This window comes from Mycetocola saprophilus (genome assembly GCF_000718085.1).
GTDB lineage: Bacteria > Actinomycetota > Actinomycetes > Actinomycetales > Microbacteriaceae > Mycetocola > Mycetocola saprophilus.
The window spans coordinates 450,657-470,302 of record NZ_JOEC01000002.1 but is presented as its reverse complement, the minus strand read 5'-3'; the positions used below and the strand labels follow the sequence as shown (position 1 = coordinate 470,302).

Below are 19,646 nucleotides of genomic sequence, written 5' to 3'. Positions count from 1 at the left end.
ATGAATCTCTTCTCAAACCGGCGAGATCGATTCCGGGCGCGACAAATACCGCCTCAATTGGCGAGACGAATCATCGACAAACACCGGTTACGAGGGCTCGCAACGGGACATAAACTCGCCCCGATCACGCTGAGGATCGGGACATGCGGCTACAGGGCCGGAGTGTTCTCCAGGCAGCCGCGTACTGGGGTAGTCAGGTACGAACGACTATGGTCCGCGCTCATCGCGGTCACCTCCTTCACATATGCACACACTCCCACGCGCGTGAAGGCATGAAGCTTTGGGGGGCTTCGGTGCGCTACCTCCACGTAAGAGCTTTGGCACTGCACGACGTATCCCTCGCGGGAAGCCACTTGGGGTTAACCCTTAATCCGGGAGAACCTGTCCTAATCTTGGGCGTCTCTCGACGTCGTCAGATCAGTGGCCTATATTCGTGCAGGAGCCTCGCCTAACGAAGTGCTGCGGGAAAAACATAGCACGACTTTGCCGAGCGCGCACAACCGTTTGTTCTTCGTGCTCAGGAACTACTCGGTTTCGTCGTCTTCCCAGTACCAGCGACGCGGGGTGTGGCCGCGCAGGGCCGCCGCCGAGAGCGGCAGCAGGACCAGGATGATCGCGCTGGCGATCGCCGCCGCGGTCCAGGGATAGGGGCGCAGCAGGGTGTGCACGAGGGCCGGAGTGAACTCGTCCAGACCGTTCCACACCAGCGCGATCACCAGGCTTACGGTGTATCCGGCCAGTACCGCCAGCCCGATCCAGAAGGCGCTGAGGATCCGGATGGCCCAGCTCTCGGCCGCGGCATCCCCACGGCCGGCGCGATCGAGGGCCCGGAGCGTGCCGAGCGCAAACAGAGCCCCGGTCACCATGATCGCGATCGGTCCCGGCAGGGTACCCAGTGCGGGCTCGTCCACAACCTCGGTATCGGTGAACAGGCTCACCATCCCAAACCCGGCGATCACCCCGGCCAGGTAGACCAGGGTGGCCGCCGCCGTGTAGCCCGCCGCGCGAGCGAGGGAGGGTCGAGGGGTGGTCATTCGGACCGGCTAGCGAGCCAGCTGCGGGCCCGCGTCAATCTGGCGCTCGTACTCGGCCAGCTCCTCCTGGTTCCGCAGGGTCAGGCGGCGTCCGCGGGCCGAGACCCACAGACCGAACCAGACCGGAACCTCGCGGCCCACAATAAAGGCGATCAGGGTCGGGACGCTGAAGGTTCGCTCGATCAACGCGGTGCCCAGATCCTCGGGGAAGATCGTATAGGCATCGGCGAGGAGCAAGCCGCCCACGGTTCCCGCGGCTGCAAACAGGCCCACCAGGATGCCTCCGAGGACATGGGTCCACCAGGCACCACGGTTGATGATCGCCGCCATCAGGACGGTGCCCAGGAAGAAGAAGGCGGTCGCCCCCCAGAACCAGGCCGAGGAGATCAGCGGCAGCGGCTCGGTGGGCTCACGGGTCAGGACCCGCACGCCGTAGTTTGCGCCGAAGAAGGCGGCGGCAAACACGAGGGTTGCCAGGATCCCGATCAGGATGCCCGCCAGCCGGTTGCCGGCACGGCGGGGACGCTCGGGGGCCTCCACATACACCGCCGGCGCGGTGACCGTGGGAGCGGGGGCGGCCACGGGTTCGGGCTGAGGTTCGGACGGCAGGATCGTTGCCGCGTGCTCAGCCGGCTGGGTGGACGATGCGGTCGGCAACTCGGAGGCGTCCAAGGCGACGGTTTCGGTCCCCACCCATTCCTCGTCGGCGGCCGGTGCGGGAGGGGGTGCCGAGGCGGCCGCACGAATCTGCCCGGCCAGCCCGCGGTCGGGCTGCGGCGCGGGATCGGGGACAATCCCCGAGTGACGAACCGGGGGCGCGGGATCCACCGGGGGTGCCGGGTCTACCAGCGGGAGTCCCGAGGCGGCAACGGCGGGGTTGGCAGGGGTGGGGGCAACGGCCTCGGGCGCGGTAGTCTCGGGGGCAGCGTCCGCCAAGGAGGCGGGCACCGGGGCTTCCGCCGGCGCGGCATCGGATACGGGGGTGGCCTCCGCGAGGGGCACATCGATCGCACCCGAGGCATCCACGACGAAGGGCTCGGCCGAGTCTTCCCCCGAGGCGTCGAGGTGAGGATCGGCGACAACGGCGGGAGCATCGTTGGCGTCGAGGCGCGAGTCAGCGGTGGCGGCCTCTGAATCGGCGGCGGAGTGAGCCTCGGCAGGAGCCACGTCCCCTGATTTCCGCTCGGGAGCGGCGTCGGCGGCCTCCCCCAGTGGGCTCCAGGCTGCCGACGGAATCGGGGAGGGCTCGGTGGGCAGGCCCGCGGTGTGGGCGTCCTGCGGCGCTCCGGTAATCTCCTCACCCAGGTCACGAACCGTCGCGGTGACGGTGGTCTCCTCGGCGGGGGTCGCGGTGGCGGGATCGGCGGGCTTGGTCAGGGGCGGCGAAACCGGCTCGGTCGCGTCAGAATCCGGCTGCTCGGCACCGGTGGTGTTCTCGGGCATGCGATACTCCTCACTCACTGCGGGTCGTTATTTCGCGCTCGCTTGGGCATACCCTATCGCCACAACGGGCGATTTGGTGGGAGCGGGGCCGGTCAGCACGCAAAATGACGCGTGCCGCGGACGCTATCTGGCGGCGGGGAAAACGTGCTTGGCGAGTTCCGCGGTGTACCCATCGGGGCTAAACGCGGTCCAGTAGGTGGAGATCCAGATTCCGTTTCGCAACAGGTGAGATTCTCCCCGGGGACCGCCGCCCGATCCGGTCATGCTGCGCACGCACCGGGTACCGGAAAACTCCGCGTAGCACTTGGCACCGAGGCTCTCCAGCCGGGTGACCACGTTGGCGGCCTGGGTTTTCCCGATCGAGGCAACCGTGGTGAGCAGGCCCCTGGCTGTCGGGTCTCCCCAGCTGCAGCGCAGGGATCCGGGGGTGGCCAGCAGGGGTGCCAGCAGCGTATCGGTGGTGGGCTGATAGGCGAGACCCGCGGCGGTATTGGGGTCGCCATCCGCCGCCAGGGCCGTCTTGAAGGCGTCCGAGTACAGCGCATCACAGTTCGCGGGCAGCCCCTCGGCAACCGGCGTCTCGGTGGCGGAGGGTGAGGCCGAGGGGGTGGGAACGGTGACCGGAACGGGGCCGGGAACCACCTCCGGGCGGGGACGCTCGCCCGAGCTGCCGCTCGTCGAGGCGGGGGCCGAAAGGTTGAAGGCGCCGTTGTCCATCGCAATCACCCCGGCGATCATCGCCACGAGCACCAGGAACGATGCCAGAATGCCCACGACCCAGCGCGGTCCGCGTGCGCGACGCGGTGCGGGGGTGGGCGGCACACTCAGCGGCAGTGCGGGGATGCCCCCGGTAATCAGCGGATCGGGGGTGGCACCGAGCGGTTCGGGGGTGATCCCGGCCTCATCGGGTCCCTCGGATCGGGGCGGGTACGGGGGATTCTCGCTCACGCTCGCCCTTCGGTCGCGGTGCGGTGCCGATCCCATCGGCACCTCGGATCATTCAAGTCTGCCATGCTCCGGTGATCGATGCGTCCGGGACGCGGGTTTGACACACCCTCCACGGGGATCACCCAGCGGTCGCTCGCAATCTCGGCGAGACTCCGGCCACGGCCAAGATCTAGTTACGGCAAAGACCTAATTAGGGCCAGAGCGTATGCACGATGTCCGGGGTGTACCCGTTCATCTCGACCGTGCTCCAGTGGGTCGCGATCCACGCGTTATCGCGGAAGAAGTGGTTCTCCCCCGCCTGGGGATCCCCCTCGGCCCATCCCTCGACGCCCGGTCCCACGTGAATCAGGGTGCAGAGGGTGCCGTCGTCCTTGTCCTCGCAGGTGGCACCGCGGGCGACCAGCGCCGCCTCGATGTTCTGAGCCGCGGCCGGATCGATCAGCGTCACATTGGTGTTGATCCCGAGCTCGCTGGGCAAACCCCAGGAACAGTGCAGGCCGGGATTCGCGCGCAGCAGGGTATCGAGTTCGGGAATCGCGGTGCCCGTCTCATCCGCCAGCGAGGGGTCGTTCAGCGGCAGTTCCAGCGCGCGCAGCGACGAGAACATCGGGCCCGAGTAGATGGCCTGGCAGTCGGCAGGCAGACTCAGCGTGGGTACCGTCGCCGTGGGGCTCGGCGAGACCATGGCAGGTTCGGTGGTGGGCTCGTTTGAGGACATTGGCGGTGCCGACGGGCTTGCCAAAACTGATGCCTGCGCCGAGGGGCTCGCCAGTGCTTGTTTGTCCGGGGCCTTGAGCGCAATCACCGCCCAGATAATAGCGCCGATCACCAGGAGTCCCGCCAGCACCGCGGCGATAATCCATCGGGGCCGGCCCGGGCGCCGCTGGTCGCTCGCTGTTTCCGCCGTGGATTCTGCGTCCGACGGGTCGGTTCCGAGACCGGATTCGGTCATCTCTGTTCCTCCCGTGGCGTGGTTTGATGGCAAAAATGCACCAGTCCAAGAATAAACGCGCACTCCGGAGGGAACCGGCGTTTTAGGCTGTGAATCACCACTTTGTTACAGAGTTGCGATCCATAGCGGCCGAAGGTTCCTGGTCACACAGCACAATTCCCCACCCGGTTCTGTGAGCCGGGCGGGGAATTGGGGAATTGTGGTTAGGAGCCGAAAATCACATCAATCTGGTTATCCAGCAGCTCACGCTTATTGAGGAACTGGACACTCTCCACCTGAATCCACAGGCCGTCGCGCAGGTAGCTCTGCTCCCACTTACGGTCGATACCCTCGTCCTCCAACGTGACGATTTCGCAAAGGTTTCCGCCGCGGTACTCCTCGCAGGCTCCCCCTCGTGCGGTGGTGCGCGTGATGACGGCTGTTTGCTGCTCGGCGTTTACCTGCGAGATGAACGACACGGCACCGCTCTCTCCGGCCCCACCCAGGCTGCAACGCAGCTGGTGTGTGGATACCGAGGCCAACAGCGAAACCACGGCGGTATCCTCTGATCCGGTCAAGGTGTTGGTGGCGTCGTTCAGCGGGTTACGCCCCTCATACTCGGTCAGGAAAGCCGGAGTGAAAGCTGCACGACAGTCCGCCGGGATCTTGGCACCGGCGGGGACGCTCGCGCTGGGGCTGGGCTCCGCCGAAGGTGTGGCCGGCTCGCTCGAGGCGGGGGCGCTGTTTTCCACCGTCGCGGTGGGCGTTGCCGAAGCCTCGGGCTTTCCGCCGGAGAACACACCGACAGCAGCGGCGATCACCAGTGCAATCACTACGAGTGCCGCTACGCCGATTCCGACCCAGAGTCCGGTGCGTCGCGTCCTCTTCGAATGGGTTGCTGGCTGATCCGAAGACTCTCCCGGGCGGGTGGGGTCGTGTGGGGTGGTCATGAAGATTCCTCTCGTCGTTAATAACGCGTGCCCGGCAGGGGGTGGCTAGGAGCCAAATACTGTGGAAATTGAATCCTGCAGGTACTCGTTGCCCATGAAGTTGATCTGTTTGGCACTGATCCAAAGCCCCTCGCGAATAAAGGAACTTTCGCGTATTCCCGCACCTTCCCCGCCCCACGGATTCTCCTCGTCGGTCGCCAACGGAATGATGCAGAGGGTGCCCCCCTGAGCCTCGGTGCACTCGGCACCTCGTGCCTTCATATTCGCATTGACGATGCCCGCCTGCGTCTCATTCACCGCTGCGAAGGAGGTGGAGGCGCCCGAATCCCCGGGGGTTCCCCAGCGGCATTCGAGGTTTGGACGAAGCCGATCGAGGAGCGTAGCCAGCTCGGCGTCTTCGGTCCCGCCACCCGCGGTGTCGGGGTCGTTCAAGGGGATTCCTTCTCCGGAGGCGGCAAACTTTTGCTGCAGCTCGGAGGAAAATGCGGCGGTACAGTCGGCAGGAACTGCCACCCGAACCGGCTCGGTTGGCGTGACGGAGGGGGAGGCGGAGCCCGTGGGGCTAGCCGAGGAGGAAGCCGATGCCGAAACCTCGGCCGTCGGGCTTGCCGACGTCGCCGTGTTGGCACCGCCAAATGCACCCGAAACCGCGGCAATGACAATCGCAATCACCACCAATACGGCGATTCCGATTCCGATCCACAGGCCGGTTCGCGATTTCTTTGCCGTAATTGGGGAAGCCACCGCCGGAGCCTGTTCCGGAACTTTGGAGCCTTCGGGTGTGCTCATACTGCGTCCTTTTCTCGCGCCAATGCGCGCCAAGTAATGGATCTTGTGACCCGTGCTGCACCGAGAGGCACGCATGTCAAGCGATCGTGGTACACCCCGGTCAAAACCCCCGCGCCGGCCGCACCCCGATCAACCACGTTCCCCGCGTGTTGATTTATTCACAGTTTATGGCCCGCATCCGACACCGCCGGGCTAATTTTTAGCCCACAACCAATTCGTTATCCAGTCGCGATAATTGGCCGATAAACCACAAAAAGCCCGCCCGCCTCCGAAGAGACGAGCGGGCTTTTTAGGAGTTATCTCCTAGTTGTAGGTACCCGGGGTGAAGTCGTCACCGGTGAAGGAGTCGAAGTCCACAAACGAGAGGTCGTTCTCGTCGAACACGCCGTCGGATGCGAAGATCCGGTTCGGGTAGCGCTCGGCCTTCGCCTCGTCGGTCGCGTCGACCGCCACGTTACGGTAGCGAGCCAGACCGGTACCGGCCGGGATCAGCTTACCGATGATGACGTTCTCCTTAAGGCCCACCAGCGGGTCGGACTTGCCCTCCATGGCCGCCTGGGTCAGAACCCGGGTGGTCTCCTGGAAGGACGCGGCCGACAGCCACGACTCGGTGGCCAGCGAAGCCTTGGTGATACCCATGACTTCCTGACGCGCCGAGGCGGTGCGCTTGCCCTCTGCCAGTGCGGCACGGTTCAGCTCGTTGTACCGCGAACGGTCAACCAGCTCACCCGGCAGCAGCTCGGTGTCGGCGTGGTCAACCACGGTCACCTTGCGCAGCATCTGACGAACGATAACCTCGATGTGCTTGTCGTGAATCGGCACACCCTGCGAGCGGTACACGCCCTGCACGCCGCCCACGAGGTGCTTCTGCACCTCGCGTACGCCCTGCACACGCAGCACCTCCTTGGGGTCCACGGCACCAACGTGCAGCGGAGCACCCAGCTCGACGTGCTGGCCGTCCTCAACGAGGAGGGTCGCACGCTTCAGCACGGGGTAGACAACCGGCTCATCGCCGTTATCCGGGGTCAGGATCACCTTACGAGCCTTGTCGGTCTCGTCGATGGTGATGCGACCTGCGGCCTCGGCGATCGGGGTCGCACCCTTGGGGGTACGAGCCTCGAACAGCTCCTGGACGCGGGGCAGACCCTGGGTGATGTCATCGGCCGAAGCCGAACCACCGGTGTGGAAGGTACGCATGGTCAGCTGAGTACCGGGCTCACCAATCGACTGGGCCGCGATGATACCCACGGCCTCACCGATGTCCACGAGCTTTCCGGTAGCGAGCGAGCGGCCGTAGCAGGCAGCACACACACCGACGGCGGACTCACAGGTCAGCACCGAACGCACCTTGATGGTGTGAACGCCGGCGGCAACCAGCTCGTCGATCAGCACGTCACCCACGTCGGCACCGGCGTCGGCCACCAGGGTGCCGTTGTCGGCTACCGCGGCGGTTGCCAGCGAACGAGCGAACACCGAGTTTTCCACGTTGGGGTCACGAACCAGAACACCGGTGGAGTCCACGGCGGCGATCGGGAGCGAGAGGCCCTTGGTGGTGCCACAGTCGTCCTCGCGGATGATGACGTCCTGCGAGACGTCCACCAGACGACGGGTCAGGTAACCCGAGTCGGCGGTACGCAGAGCGGTGTCGGCCAGACCCTTACGAGCACCGTGGGTTGCGATGAAGTACTCCGCAACCGACAGGCCCTCACGGTAGGACGAGATGATCGGGCGAGGGATGATCTCACCCTTCGGGTTGTTCACCAGGCCTCGCATACCCGCGATGTTACGGATCTGCAGCCAGTTACCACGTGCACCCGAGGACACCATGCGGTTGATGGTGTTGTCCTTGGGGAAGTTCGCACGCATGGCCTCGGCGACCTTGTCGGTAGCCTCGGTCCAAATGGCGATCAGCTCGGCACGACGCTCGGCGTCGGTGGTCAGACCCTTGTCGAACTGGCTCTGAACCTTGGCGGCCTTCTTCTCGTAGCCGGCCACGATCTCGCGCTTGTTCGGCGGGGTGAGAACGTCGGACAGTGCCACGGTGACACCCGAGCGGGTAGCCCAGTGGAAACCGGCGTCCTTGATGTTGTCCAGGGTCGCGGCAACCACGTTCTTCGGGTAGCGCTCGGCGAGGTCGTTGACCAGGGCCGACAGGCGACCCTTGTCTGCGACGTCCTGAACGTACGGGTAGTCCGCGGGCAGCAGCTCGTTGAACAGTGCCTGACCCAGGGTGGTGTCGACCACGATGGGTCCACCCTCGTAGCCCTCGGGCTTGACGGCCGGGTAGAAGTGCACGTCGTTCAGACGGATCTTCACCATGGCGTTCAGGTCCAGGCTGCCCTGGTCCTTGGCCATGATCGCCTCGGAGACGGTCGCGAACGCGCGGCCCTCACCGGTGGCACCCTCGGTCACGGTGGTCAGGTGGTGCAGACCGATGATCATGTCCTGCGAGGGCAGGGTCACCGGACGACCGTCCGACGGCTTCAGGATGTTGTTCGAGGCGAGCATCAGGATGCGAGCCTCGGCCTGAGCCTCAACCGACAGCGGCAGGTGAACAGCCATCTGGTCACCATCGAAGTCGGCGTTGAACGCGGCACAAACCAGCGGGTGCAGCTGAATAGCCTTACCCTCAACGAGCTGAGGCTCGAAGGCCTGAATACCCAGGCGGTGCAGGGTAGGTGCACGGTTCAGCAGCACCGGACGCTCACGGATGATCTCCTCGAGCACGTCCCAAACCTCGGGACGGGCGCGCTCAACCATGCGCTTGGCGGCCTTGATGTTCTGAGCGTGGCTCAGGTCGATCAGGCGCTTGATCACGAACGGCTTGAAGAGCTCCAGAGCCATCTGCTTGGGCAGACCACACTGGTGCAGCTTCAGCTGCGGGCCCACCACGATGACCGAACGGCCCGAGTAGTCCACGCGCTTACCGAGCAGGTTCTGACGGAATCGACCCTGCTTACCCTTGAGCATGTCGCTCAGGGACTTGAGGGCGCGGTTACCGGTACCGGTGACCGGACGTCCACGACGACCGTTGTCGAACAGGGCGTCGACGGCTTCCTGGAGCATGCGCTTTTCGTTGTTCACGATGATCTCGGGGGCACCGAGATCCAGCAGACGGCCCAGACGGTTGTTGCGGTTGATCACACGACGGTACAGGTCGTTGAGGTCGGAGGTCGCGAAGCGGCCACCATCCAGCTGAACCATCGGACGCAGCTCCGGCGGGATCACCGGAACAACGTCGAGCACCATGGCGGCCGGCGAGTTGCCGGTCTGGATGAAGGAGTTGACAACCTTCAGACGCTTGATGGCGCGGATCTTCTTCTGACCCTTGCCCTCGGCGATCTGGAGGTGCAGCAGCTCGGCCTCGGCGGGCAGGTCGAAGGTCTCGAGGCGCTTCTTGATTGCCTCGGCACCCATGAATGCCTCGAAGTACATGCCGTAGCGGTCCTGCAGCTCGTGGAACACGGTGTCCTCGGGCTTCAGCTCGCCAACCTTCAGGTTGCGGAAGTCTTCCCACACGCGCTCGAGCTGAGCGATCTGCTCGTCGAAGGACTTGCGGGTCTGAGTCATTTCCTTCTCAGCCGCATCCTTCGCACGACGCTTCTGGTCGGACTTGGCACCCTCGGCCTCAAGGGCTGCGAGGTCGTCCTCGAGCTTCTTCAGGCGGTCGGCGATGCGAGCGTCGCGCTGGTCACCCAGGGTCTTGAGCTCGAGACGCAGCTCGTTCTCCAGGCCCGGCATGTCCGCGTGACGACCCTCGTCGTCCACCGAGATGACCATGTAGGCGGCGAAGTAGATGACCTTTTCGAGGTCCTTCGGTGCCATGTCCAGCAGGTAACCCAGACGGCTGGGCACACCCTTGAAGTACCAGATGTGGGTGACGGGGGCGGCGAGCTCAATGTGGCCCATGCGCTCACGACGAACGCTGGACTTGGTGACCTCTACTCCACAGCGCTCACAAACGATGCCCTTGAAGCGGACACGCTTGTACTTGCCACAGGAGCACTCCCAGTCGCGGCTCGGGCCGAAGATCTGCTCACCGAACAGACCGTCCTTCTCGGGCTTCAGGGTGCGGTAGTTGATGGTTTCCGGCTTCTTGACCTCACCGTGCGACCAACGACGAATGTCGTCGGCGGTAGCCAGGCCAATGCGAAGCTCGTCAAAAGTTGTTACGTCGAGCAATTTCTCTCCTCAGGAAATTCTCTGGAAAATCTCTGCGTGGGCCTGGTTAGATCTCGTCCACGGACGAGGACTCAAACCGGGAAGAAATGTTGATACCGAGTTCTTCGGCGGCGCGGAAGGCGTCGTCATCGGTGTCGCGCAGGCTCACAACCTGGCCATCGGCGGAGAGGACCTCCACGTTCAGGCAGAGCGACTGCATTTCCTTGATCAGAACCTTGAAGGACTCGGGGATACCCGGCTCCTGGATGTTCTCACCCTTCACGATCGCCTCGTACACCTTGACGCGGCCAAGGATGTCATCGGACTTGATCGTGAGCAGCTCCTGCAGTGCGTAGGCGGCGCCATAGGCCTCGAGGGCCCACACCTCCATCTCACCGAAACGCTGTCCACCGAACTGTGCCTTACCACCCAGCGGCTGCTGCGTGATCATGGAGTACGGACCGGTCGAACGCGCGTGAATCTTGTCGTCCACCAGGTGGTGCAGCTTCAGGATGTACATGTAACCGACCGAAATGGGCATCGGGTACGGCTCACCGGAGCGGCCATCGAACAGCTGTGCCTTACCGGAGTGGTCGATCAGGCGGTCGCCGTCACGGGTGAGGATCGTGGAGTCCAGCAGACCCGCGATCTCCTCCTCGGACGCACCGTCGAACACCGGGGTCGCAACCTTGGTGCCCGGGGCGGCTTCACGAGCCTGCTCGGGCAGGTTCTTGGCCCAGCTGGGCTTGCCCTCAACCTTCCAGCCCTGGGTCGCGATCCAGCCGAGGTGCGTTTCCAGCACCTGACCGAAGTTCATTCGACCCGGGATACCCATCGGGTTCAGCACGATGTCCACCGGGGTTCCATCGGCGAGGAACGGCATGTCCTCAACCGGCAGAATCTTGGCAATGACACCCTTGTTACCGTGACGACCGGCGAGCTTGTCACCCTCGGTGATCTTACGCTTCTGGGCGATGTAGACCACGACGCGGCGGTTGACGCCCGAGCCCAGCTCGTCGTCGCCGTCCTCGGCGTTGAACTCCTTGACGGCGATGATGGTTCCGCGCTCACCGTGGGGCACCTTCAGCGAGGTGTCGCGAACCTCGCGGCTCTTCTCGTTGAAGATGGCGCGGAGCAGGCGCTCCTCGGCGGAGAGCTCGGTCTCACCCTTGGGGGTGACCTTACCGACCAGGATGTCACCGGGGCGAACCTCGGCACCGATGCGGATGATGCCGCGCTCGTCCAGGTCCTTCAGCAGGTCCGGGGAGACGTTGGGCAGGTCGCGGGTGATCTCTTCCTTACCCAGCTTGGTGTCGCGAGCGTCAACCTCGTACTCCTCGATGTGAATCGAGGAGAGGGTGTCGTCCTTCACCAGGTTCTGGGAGAGGATCATCGCGTCCTCGAAGTTGTAACCTTCCCAGGTCATGAACGCCACGAGGAGGTTCTTACCCAGTGCCAGCTCACCGTTTTCGGTGGCGGGACCGTCGGCGATAACCTCGCCGGCCTCGATCCGGTCACCCTCGGTCACAACCACGCGGTTGTTGTAGCTGGTGCCCTGGTTCGAGCGGTCGAACTTGCGCAGGTAGTAGGTCTCCGAGCCGCCCTCGTCGAGCTGAACGGTCACGGCGTCTGCCGAAACCTCAGCCACAACACCCGAGCGGTTTGCGGTCACCACGTCACCGGCGTCGATGGCCGCGAAGCCCTCCATACCGGTTCCCACGATGGGCGAGGTGCTCTGCAGCAGCGGCACAGCCTGACGCTGCATGTTGGCACCCATGAGCGCGCGGTTTGCATCGTCGTGCTCGAGGAACGGAATCAGCGAGGTCGCGACCGACACCATCTGGCGCGGGGAGACGTCCATGTAGCCGATCTCGTCGGGTGCGAAGAGGTCAACCTCTCCACCCTTCTTACGAGCCAGCACGCGGTCCTCGGAGAACGAACCGTCCTCGTTCAGCGGTGCGTTTGCCTGGGCGACGATGAAGTCGTCCTCTTCCATGGCGGTCAGGTAGTCGATGTTCTCGGTCACCACACCGTCGACAACGCGACGGTAGGGGGTCTCGATGAAACCGAAGGCGTTGATGCGTGCGAACGATGCCAGCGAACCGATCAGACCAATGTTGGGGCCTTCAGGGGTCTCAATCGGGCACATGCGGCCGTAGTGAGACGGGTGAACGTCTCGCACCTCGACACCGGCGCGCTCACGGCTCAGACCACCGGGGCCCAGGGCCGACAGACGACGCTTGTGGGTCAGACCCGCGAGCGGGTTGTTCTGGTCCATGAACTGCGACAGCTGCGAGGTTCCGAAGAACTCCTTGATCGCGGCGACGACGGGGCGCACGTTGATCAGGGTCTGCGGGGTGATCGCCTCGATGTCCTGAGTGGTCATGCGCTCGCGAACCACGCGCTCCATACGGCTGAGGCCGGTACGGACCTGGTTCTGGATGAGCTCACCCACGGCACGGATACGACGGTTACCGAAGTTGTCGATGTCGTCGGTGTCGATGCGGATTTCCGCCGGAGCGCCCTTACGGACACCGGTGAAGTGGGTCTCGCCGGCGTGCAGACGCACCAGGTACTTAATGGTCGAGACGATGTCTTCGACGGTCAGCACCGAGTCGGTCAGCGGTGCCTCAAGACCAAGCTTCTTGTTGATCTTGTAGCGACCCACCTTGGCGAGGTCGTAGCGCTTGGAGTTGAAGTAGAAGTTGTCCAGCAGGGCGCGGGCAGCCTCGGCGGCCACCTGCTCGCCCGGACGCAGCTTGCGGTAGATGTCGCGCAGGGCGTCGTCCTTGGAGACGATCGAGTCCTTCTCCAGGGTCAGGGCGATCGACTCGTAGCCGGCGAACTCGCTGGCGATGTCTTCGCTGGTCAGACCCAGGGCCTTGAGGAAGACGGTGACCGACTGCTTACGCTTACGGTCGATACGCACACCAACCTGGTCGCGCTTGTCAATCTCGAACTCGAGCCATGCACCACGGCTCGGGATGACGCGTGCCGAGTAGAGGTCCTTGTCGGAGTTCTTCTCGGGGGTGCGCTCGAAGTAGACACCGGGGCTACGAACCAGCTGGGACACAACCACACGCTCGGTACCGTTGATGATGAAGGTACCGCGCTCGGTCATCAGCGGGAAGTCGCCCATGAAGACCGTCTGGGTCTTGATTTCGCCGGTGAGGTGGTTCATGAACTCAGCCTCGACGTACAGCGGAGCAGCGTAGGTCTTGCCACGCTCCTTGCACTCCTCGATGGAGTACTTCTCCGGCTCCAGGAACGGAGCGGTGAAGCTGAGCTGCATGGTCTCGCCCAGGTCCTCGATGGGGGAGATCTCCTCGAAGATCTCATCGAGGCCCGAGTTCGTCGGCAGGTCGTTGCGTCCCTCGGCCTCAGCCTCGGCGACGCGGGTCTTCCACGCCTCCGAGCCAACCAGCCAGTCGAAGCTCTCGGTCTGGAGAGCCAGCAGGTCGGGGACCGTTAGGGTGTCAGTGATCTTTGCGAACGACAGGCGGGAGTGCCCGCGGCCGTTCTTGGGTGAAGTGGTGGATGCGTTGCGCGCAGCAGCCAAGGAAATTACCTCCGTGGGCCCCGTCGGGCCTAGTTACCGTGAGTAAGGTGGAGTACTCGCCGGACGAACAGTGCGGACACTTCATAACCCCGTTATCTGGGTAGTGAAGCACCGAGGCCGACCGCAATATGAAGGCGTGGTGAAACGTCTGGGAGCGCAAAGGTCAAGCATATGCGACAATTCGCGCAAAGTCCAGTACGCGAGTTGAAAAGTTTGAAGCGGTCCGGTATAAGCGCGCGAGTGATCCACTGCCACGGCCGTAAGCTACGCTCTATCTGTGGCTCAACAGCAGGAAAACCCCGGCGTCCAACTCGGCATTAGCGGCTATCACGCGGTGATCGAGCCCGACCATTTCATGCCCGGCACGTTCCAGTTGGTGGTGGACGGCACCCCGCAATCGCATGTGGATCTGGACCGCCCGGACAACCTGTTCTTCGAATACGTGCAGCGCATCGGTCACGTCATCGACCTGCTGGACACCCCCGGTAAGCCGATCACCGCCCTGCACCTGGGTGCCGGCGCGCTGACCCTGCCCCGCTACGTGGAGGCCACCCGACCCGGCAGCCGCCAGCAGGTACTGGAGCTCGAGCGCGAGCTGATCGACCTGGTGCGCGAGCACCTCCCCTGGCCCAAGCGTGCGGCCATTCGGGTCCGCTACGGCGATGCCCGCGAAACCCTGGGCAAGCTGCCCGCGGGGATGCACGGGGCCTGCGATCTGATCGTGGTCGACATCTTCTCCGGCGGTCAGACCCCCGCCCATGTGACCAGCGTCGAGTTCTACCGTGAGGTCGCCAAATTCCTCTCCCCCACCGGGATCATCGCGGTCAATGTGGCCGACGGCCCGGGACTCGCGTTTGCGCGCGGTCAGGCCGCCACCCTCGGTGCGGTCACCGAAAACGTGGCCGCGCTGGCCGAAACCCAGATCCTCAAGGGACGCCGGTTTGGCAACGTGGTCCTGATCGGCTCGTTCGCGCCGCTCCCGATGGACTTCATTCCGCGCCTGCTTGCCGGTGGTCCGCACCCCGCCAAGGCCGTGCAGGGCTCCGAGCTACGCGACTTCATCGGCGGTGCCCGGCCCGCCACCGACGCCGATGCCGTGGGTTCCCCGCTGCCCGACCGCGGTGTATTCACCTTCAATAGGCAGGGAAGCTAACCCCACTTCGGGACCCAGTTTCCCCATTCCGGGCGCCAAAGTCACCGGGAGGGGTTACCGTAGTCTCATGGCCGATCTTGAGCGCGTCCGAATCTGGGCGCAGGCACTCATCACGCTGCACCTCCCCAACCAGGGATGGAGTTTCCGCTTCGACAACGCTAAGCGGCGAGCCGGGCTGTGCAATTACACCGCCAAGGAGATCTCCGTCTCCCGCTATCTCGCCGCCCGCTATGAGGACGACGAGATCCATCAGATCCTGCTGCACGAGGTTGCCCACGCCCTCGCCGGGTCCCGGGCCGCCCACGGCCCCAAGTGGCGGCGCGTGGCCGAGGGACTGGGCTATGAGGGTTCCCGCCTGCACCACGGCGAGACTGCCGATGAGCTGGCACCCTGGGTGGGCACGTGTCCCCAGGGTCATACGATCTTTCGCTACCGCAAGCCCGTGCGTCGCAGCTCCTGCGCCGAGTGCTCGGCGAGCTTTGATCCGCAGTATGAGCTGCGTTGGATTCGCCGGGAGATCACCGCGGCCACCCGCGCCGCGGCGATGGTGAGCCGATGAGCACCCGCCTGCCGACCGCGTTCCCCGCTCTCACGGTGGATCACGCGCGATGAGCGCCAAACGCGTAGCGCTGCTGCGCGGGATTAACGTCGGCGGGGTGCGGATCACCTCGGCCGAGCTGGCCGCGGTCTTCACCGACCTGGGGCTGAGATCGGTGAGCACGGTTCTGGCCACGGGCAACGTGTGCTTTTCCGGGGCGATCGAGCCCGCCACCATCGAACGCGCACTCTCCGAGCACTTCGGTTACTCGGCCCGGGTCATCGTGGTTGAGATATCCGGCCTGGCATCACTGCTGACCCGGGTACCGTTTGCCGAGGATCCCGAGCGTCACCGCTACGTGGTGTTTGCCGCTCCCTCCCCCGACCACACCGAAACCTGGGCCGCACTGACAGCCTGGGACGCGGAGGGCGAAGACCGGGTAGCGCGCGACCCCGAGGGCCATGTGCTCTGGTGGTCGGTCCCGCGCGGTTCCAGCACCACCACCCCGTTTGCCAAGGCGACGGCTCGGGCCGGAACCCGCGGTCTGAATATCACCACCCGCAATATCGGGACGCTGCAGAAGATCCTGGCGCGCGCCAGCTAGCGCGCGCATCACGCACGTGATTTCACGTTCGGGCCCCGAATTCAATACCCTTGGGTTCGTGATTGATCAGAATGGTGAAACCGTTGCGACGGGCCAAGAGTTCCGCTCCCGAGAGGGCGTGACCTGGCTGTTTGACAGCGGCAGCACCGCGCTTGACTTCTGCTACACCGGTGCCTGGGGCGCGGCCGACGGCCACCTCGACGAGGCCGTGGAGCTGCTGGGCGACCCGATCGCGCTGGGGACCTGGCTGACCGTGCGCATCCCCTGCTCCCCCGCGACCGACCGCGATCTGCAGGATGCCCAAGCCCTGCGATCCACCATCGCGCGGATCGCCCGCGCCCTGGCCGATGAGTACCCGCCCGCGGGCACCGACATCGACATGCTGAACCTGTATGCGGCCACCCCGGATGTCCCGGCACGCCTGGCCGGCGGGGCCCGTCAGGCCGGCCGCACCGAACCGCGCGCGGCCCAGGTGCTGGCGAGCATCGCCCGCGATGCCGTGGCCCTGTTCTCGGGCCGCCTGGCCGGACGCCTGCGCCACTGCGCGGCCGACGACTGCGACCTGATCTACTTCGATTCCTCCCGCGCGGGAACCCGTCGCTGGTGCTCAATGCAGCGCTGTGGCAACCGAGATAAGGTGCGTCGTCATCGCGCACGCCTCGCCGAGCGCACGCAGCTGGCCCTGGCCGGGAACCGCCTGCCCACGCTGTAGCGCGGGAGACCGCGCACTCGACGGCCGTCTCCGGATACCGGAAGACGGGGCCCACAGACGAACGGGCCGAATCGAGGCAGGGGCCCCGCACGGACGAGCCCGTACCGGCACCCCTGTGCGGCGTTACTCGGCGTGTGCCGCGACCGGAACCGGCGACTCGCGCAGCACCACAACCTCGGTCTGGCTGTCGATCTGGGCGGCCGCCTTGACCGGTTCCAGGCTCAGCTTGCGGCGCACATTCTGGCCCACTACCGAGGCCGTGAACAGGTGTCCGCTGGCCTGACGCAGGCCCGCATAGGCGGCACCGGCCACGGCGGCCTCGGGGGAGGTGAAATCGATCCCGCGATCGGCGAGGGCCTCGATGATCGCACCGGCAGCCAGCAGATCGTGGCTCGCGAATCCATCCTCGAAGCCGGCGGCGACCAGGGCGATGCTGACCCGCGTGCCGAGGTCCACCTGGCGGCGCAGGATCCAGTCGGCCACGGCCGAGCGGGTGGTGAGGGCACCGAGGATGATCGCGCTGGTCGGCGCGACCTCATCCAGGCTCGGCAGCGAGCCCGCCTCGGGCAGGGCATCCACCCAGACGATGATGTCGGCGTCGGCGAGGCGACGCAGCCCGGCCGATCCGAAGTCGAAGCGCACCTGGTAGCGGGCCTGGGCGGGGGCGAAGGTTTCGGGGAGGCTGGAATCGGTCACGGTGCCAGTGTAATCCGCCGGGACCCCGCATTCATGTCGGGTGTCATGATTCCCGTCATACTGTTTCCTCGGGGTCGGCCACCCAGAGCGGAAGCGCACCGCCGGGCGTCTCCGCCGGCTGCTCCTCCCGCCAGCGCAGCAGCCCGGCACCGGGCGCGATGGTGGGGTCGGCACCCGGACCCGAGGCGGCAATGCCCCGCGGACGCTCCTCGGGTAGCGGCGGCCCCATCTCCTCCCGCAGGATCCGGAAATCGTGGGCGGAGATTTCGATCAGTCCGCGGCGCAGGGGTTTGGCCCAGTCCCAGCCGGCCGAGAGATCCAGGACATCCCGCAGCAGGCGCAGCGGAATCACATCGGCGTCGGCCTCCCAGCGCACCGCCCGCTGCCAGGGCCGCAGGCGCTCACCCGGCGGGGTGGGGATATCCACGCGGCGCACCTCCGCGGCCGTGAGACGACCGATCGCGGTAAACGCGCGCAGCGGATCCTCATCGGTGGGACGGGTGCGTGGGCTGTAGAGTACGATTCCATCGGCCTCGCCCAGGTCGGCGAGCTCGCGGCGCAGACCCGGCGACACCGCAAACACCCCGTGGTGCCGACACCACGCGGCCTGCTGCCCGGACACTACCCCGAGCCAATAACGGATCGCCATAGGTTCTTTTTACCGCATACAACCGATGCTTGAGCGGCGCGCCATCACACCCGGCGCGGGAAAACCCGATCGCCCGGGAACTCGGACGACCGGGCTGCCGATCCGTTATCCGCCCACCGCGAGAGCACGCCAGATATCGAACTGACGGTCGTTGCCGTTGACGTGGCGCAGAATCACCGGGGTCGACTGCTCGATCTCCTCGGCGTTACGCAGGGGACGGAAAAAACCGGGGCCGATGAGCGCGGAGCCGCGACCCGGGGACTGAATGCGAATCATGGAAATCTCTTCCTCCGGGGACGGTACCCCGGGACTTGGGATGTTGTTGATGTTTGTCAGCGGATCTACGGCGGAACGGGACCGGCGGACGACCCCAACATGTGATAGCGCGTGGTCCAGCCACCACCATGATCAACCTCTTTCCAAAAGTTGATCGCCGCACTCTGGCCCGAACCAATCACGATCCCGGCCGAGGCGACCGGCACCGCCAGCCCGACGCTGACACCGGAACCAAAATCGATCCCCTTGTGGAAGGGGTCCTGCGGAAAATCACGCGGCCCAAAAACCTGGGTCACCTGACTCCGCGCAAACGGAAGTCTTGCCATCACTCCTCCTTTCACTGTGTGTGTTTCTGCGATGGGGCCACCACAATGGGAGCCCCCTGACCAAGAGATCCGGTTTACCCCGTCGGGGAGGATCCCTCATGTCCACTAGATTAGGCACTCGTTGACATTAAAAGCAAACTAATTTGCTCACTAAACCGAGAAAACGGCGACTATGTGACAACGCTTTGATGTCGCGAGCACCGAGTTTGGTGCTTCAACGCCCAGCATGATGACAACCGATGGTTTTCTTGTGTATCCGGGCTCTGGCGCATGAGCGCACTGCTGGTGTTCTTCGGCGTCATCACCCAGACTGGTGTGATGTACGTTCAGCTGAAATTCGCGATGGACACCCCGGCCGACGCCGCCTGGCGAGCCCTGCGTTCGGTGGCCGTCGTTCGCGAGCTGTATTCGCCGCTGGTGGATGTGCGACCGATCGGCGGATTCGTCCCGGACAGCGGCGGCACCGCGATCGAGCTGGACAACCTCGAAGCCGTGGCCACGATGTGGGAACCGGGTTCGGTCGAGTGCCGCGCACGGCTATTTGGCATCATTCCGCTGGGCCGCCAGGTCATCCGAGTGGGCTTCGAACAGGCCGAGGAGGGCCGGACCCACCTCTTTGTGGACACCGGCGGGGCAACCTCGGGCCCGCTTGCGCTGCTGACCGGATGGCGGCACCGGATGGCCGTCTCCCCGCTGCCCGGGGACCCCGACCGCACGCTCTGGCGCGACCGGGTCGAGTTTCACGGTCCGGTGGCCCCGCTGTACTGGCCGGTGCTCTGGGCGCTGTGGCAGTGGCGCGGACAAAAAATCCGCGCGCTCGCCCCCGGGTGGGCAGAGCGCGCGGAGAATCCCCGCGCCGACGAGCCCGCGAGCTAAC

The 19,646-nt window shown here is 65.1% G+C and carries 17 protein-coding genes and 1 riboswitch; of the genes, 5 read left to right on the top strand and 12 right to left on the bottom strand.

The annotated features are described in order from the left end of the window. Positions 1-295: 295 nt before the first annotated feature. Positions 296-463, bottom strand: a riboswitch (M-box (ykoK) riboswitch). 61 nt (positions 464-524) lie between these two features. From IE92_RS0107990 to rpoB, 8 genes are all read right to left on the bottom strand, one after another. Further along, positions 525-1,034 (bottom strand): hypothetical protein, encoded by a 510-nt coding sequence (locus IE92_RS0107990; protein ID WP_030147974.1) that lies wholly within the window; start codon positions 1,032-1,034, stop codon positions 525-527. Between the two features lie 9 nt (positions 1,035-1,043). Continuing rightward, on the bottom strand, positions 1,044-2,477 hold the full coding sequence (locus IE92_RS17290; RefSeq protein ID WP_051701690.1) for a hypothetical protein: 1,434 nt from the start codon (positions 2,475-2,477) through the stop codon (positions 1,044-1,046). Positions 2,478-2,600: 123 nt separating this feature from the next. Continuing rightward, positions 2,601-3,425, bottom strand: coding sequence for a hypothetical protein (locus IE92_RS0107980; protein WP_030147972.1), 825 nt, complete (start codon positions 3,423-3,425; stop codon positions 2,601-2,603). A 190-nt stretch (positions 3,426-3,615) separates the two neighbouring features. Then, positions 3,616-4,377, bottom strand: a complete 762-nt coding sequence (locus IE92_RS0107975) for a hypothetical protein (RefSeq protein ID WP_030147971.1) — start codon at positions 4,375-4,377, stop codon at positions 3,616-3,618. Between the two features lie 203 nt (positions 4,378-4,580). Continuing rightward, a complete protein-coding gene (locus tag IE92_RS0107970) occupies positions 4,581-5,306 on the bottom strand; it encodes a hypothetical protein (protein ID WP_156027466.1) in 726 nt (241 codons plus the stop codon). 45 nt (positions 5,307-5,351) lie between these two features. Next, positions 5,352-6,095 carry a hypothetical protein gene (locus IE92_RS18290; protein ID WP_030149705.1) on the bottom strand — a complete coding sequence of 248 codons (744 nt, stop codon included), beginning with the start codon at positions 6,093-6,095 and terminating at the stop codon, positions 5,352-5,354. Between the two features lie 303 nt (positions 6,096-6,398). Continuing rightward, entirely contained in the window at positions 6,399-10,277 is a 3,879-nt protein-coding gene (gene rpoC, locus IE92_RS0107955; protein WP_030147967.1) for a DNA-directed RNA polymerase subunit beta', read from the bottom strand. A gap of 46 nt (positions 10,278-10,323) precedes the next feature. Further along, positions 10,324-13,815 carry a DNA-directed RNA polymerase subunit beta gene (gene rpoB, locus IE92_RS0107950; protein WP_030147966.1) on the bottom strand — a complete coding sequence of 1,164 codons (3,492 nt, stop codon included), beginning with the start codon at positions 13,813-13,815 and terminating at the stop codon, positions 10,324-10,326. A 277-nt stretch (positions 13,816-14,092) separates the two neighbouring features. Between rpoB and IE92_RS0107945 the strand changes: the two genes are divergently transcribed. The 4 genes from IE92_RS0107945 to IE92_RS0107930 all read left to right on the top strand — a co-directional run bounded on the left by IE92_RS0107945 (position 14,093) and on the right by IE92_RS0107930 (position 16,822). Next, entirely contained in the window at positions 14,093-14,968 is an 876-nt protein-coding gene (locus tag IE92_RS0107945; RefSeq protein ID WP_030147965.1) for a spermidine synthase, read from the top strand. 67 nt (positions 14,969-15,035) lie between these two features. Then, entirely contained in the window at positions 15,036-15,527 is a 492-nt protein-coding gene (locus IE92_RS0107940; RefSeq protein WP_030147964.1) for a SprT-like domain-containing protein, read from the top strand. A gap of 49 nt (positions 15,528-15,576) precedes the next feature. Continuing rightward, complete coding sequence (locus IE92_RS0107935) at positions 15,577-16,110, top strand: DUF1697 domain-containing protein (RefSeq protein WP_030147963.1); 534 nt, start codon at positions 15,577-15,579, stop codon at positions 16,108-16,110. A gap of 58 nt (positions 16,111-16,168) precedes the next feature. Next, a complete protein-coding gene (locus IE92_RS0107930) occupies positions 16,169-16,822 on the top strand; it encodes a CGNR zinc finger domain-containing protein (protein WP_245601244.1) in 654 nt (217 codons plus the stop codon). A gap of 123 nt (positions 16,823-16,945) precedes the next feature. On the opposite strand, the gene IE92_RS0107925 is transcribed toward IE92_RS0107930, so the two are convergent. From IE92_RS0107925 to IE92_RS0107910, 4 genes are all read right to left on the bottom strand, one after another. Continuing rightward, positions 16,946-17,518 carry a 2-phosphosulfolactate phosphatase gene (locus IE92_RS0107925; protein ID WP_051701691.1) on the bottom strand — a complete coding sequence of 191 codons (573 nt, stop codon included), beginning with the start codon at positions 17,516-17,518 and terminating at the stop codon, positions 16,946-16,948. Between the two features lie 55 nt (positions 17,519-17,573). Beyond that, positions 17,574-18,167 carry an EVE domain-containing protein gene (locus IE92_RS18545; RefSeq protein ID WP_162178499.1) on the bottom strand — a complete coding sequence of 198 codons (594 nt, stop codon included), beginning with the start codon at positions 18,165-18,167 and terminating at the stop codon, positions 17,574-17,576. 105 nt (positions 18,168-18,272) lie between these two features. Then, positions 18,273-18,443: a hypothetical protein gene (locus IE92_RS18285; RefSeq protein ID WP_156027464.1), complete on the bottom strand. Its 171-nt coding sequence runs from the start codon at positions 18,441-18,443 to the stop codon at positions 18,273-18,275. 65 nt (positions 18,444-18,508) lie between these two features. Then, positions 18,509-18,739, bottom strand: a complete 231-nt coding sequence (locus tag IE92_RS0107910; protein WP_030147959.1) for a M23 family metallopeptidase — start codon at positions 18,737-18,739, stop codon at positions 18,509-18,511. A 300-nt stretch (positions 18,740-19,039) separates the two neighbouring features. Between IE92_RS0107910 and IE92_RS0107905 the strand changes: the two genes are divergently transcribed. Continuing rightward, the gene (locus tag IE92_RS0107905) at positions 19,040-19,645 is read left to right on the top strand and encodes a hypothetical protein (protein WP_051701693.1); all 606 of its coding nucleotides are present in this window, start codon (positions 19,040-19,042) and stop codon (positions 19,643-19,645) included. Position 19,646: the final 1 nt, after the last annotated feature.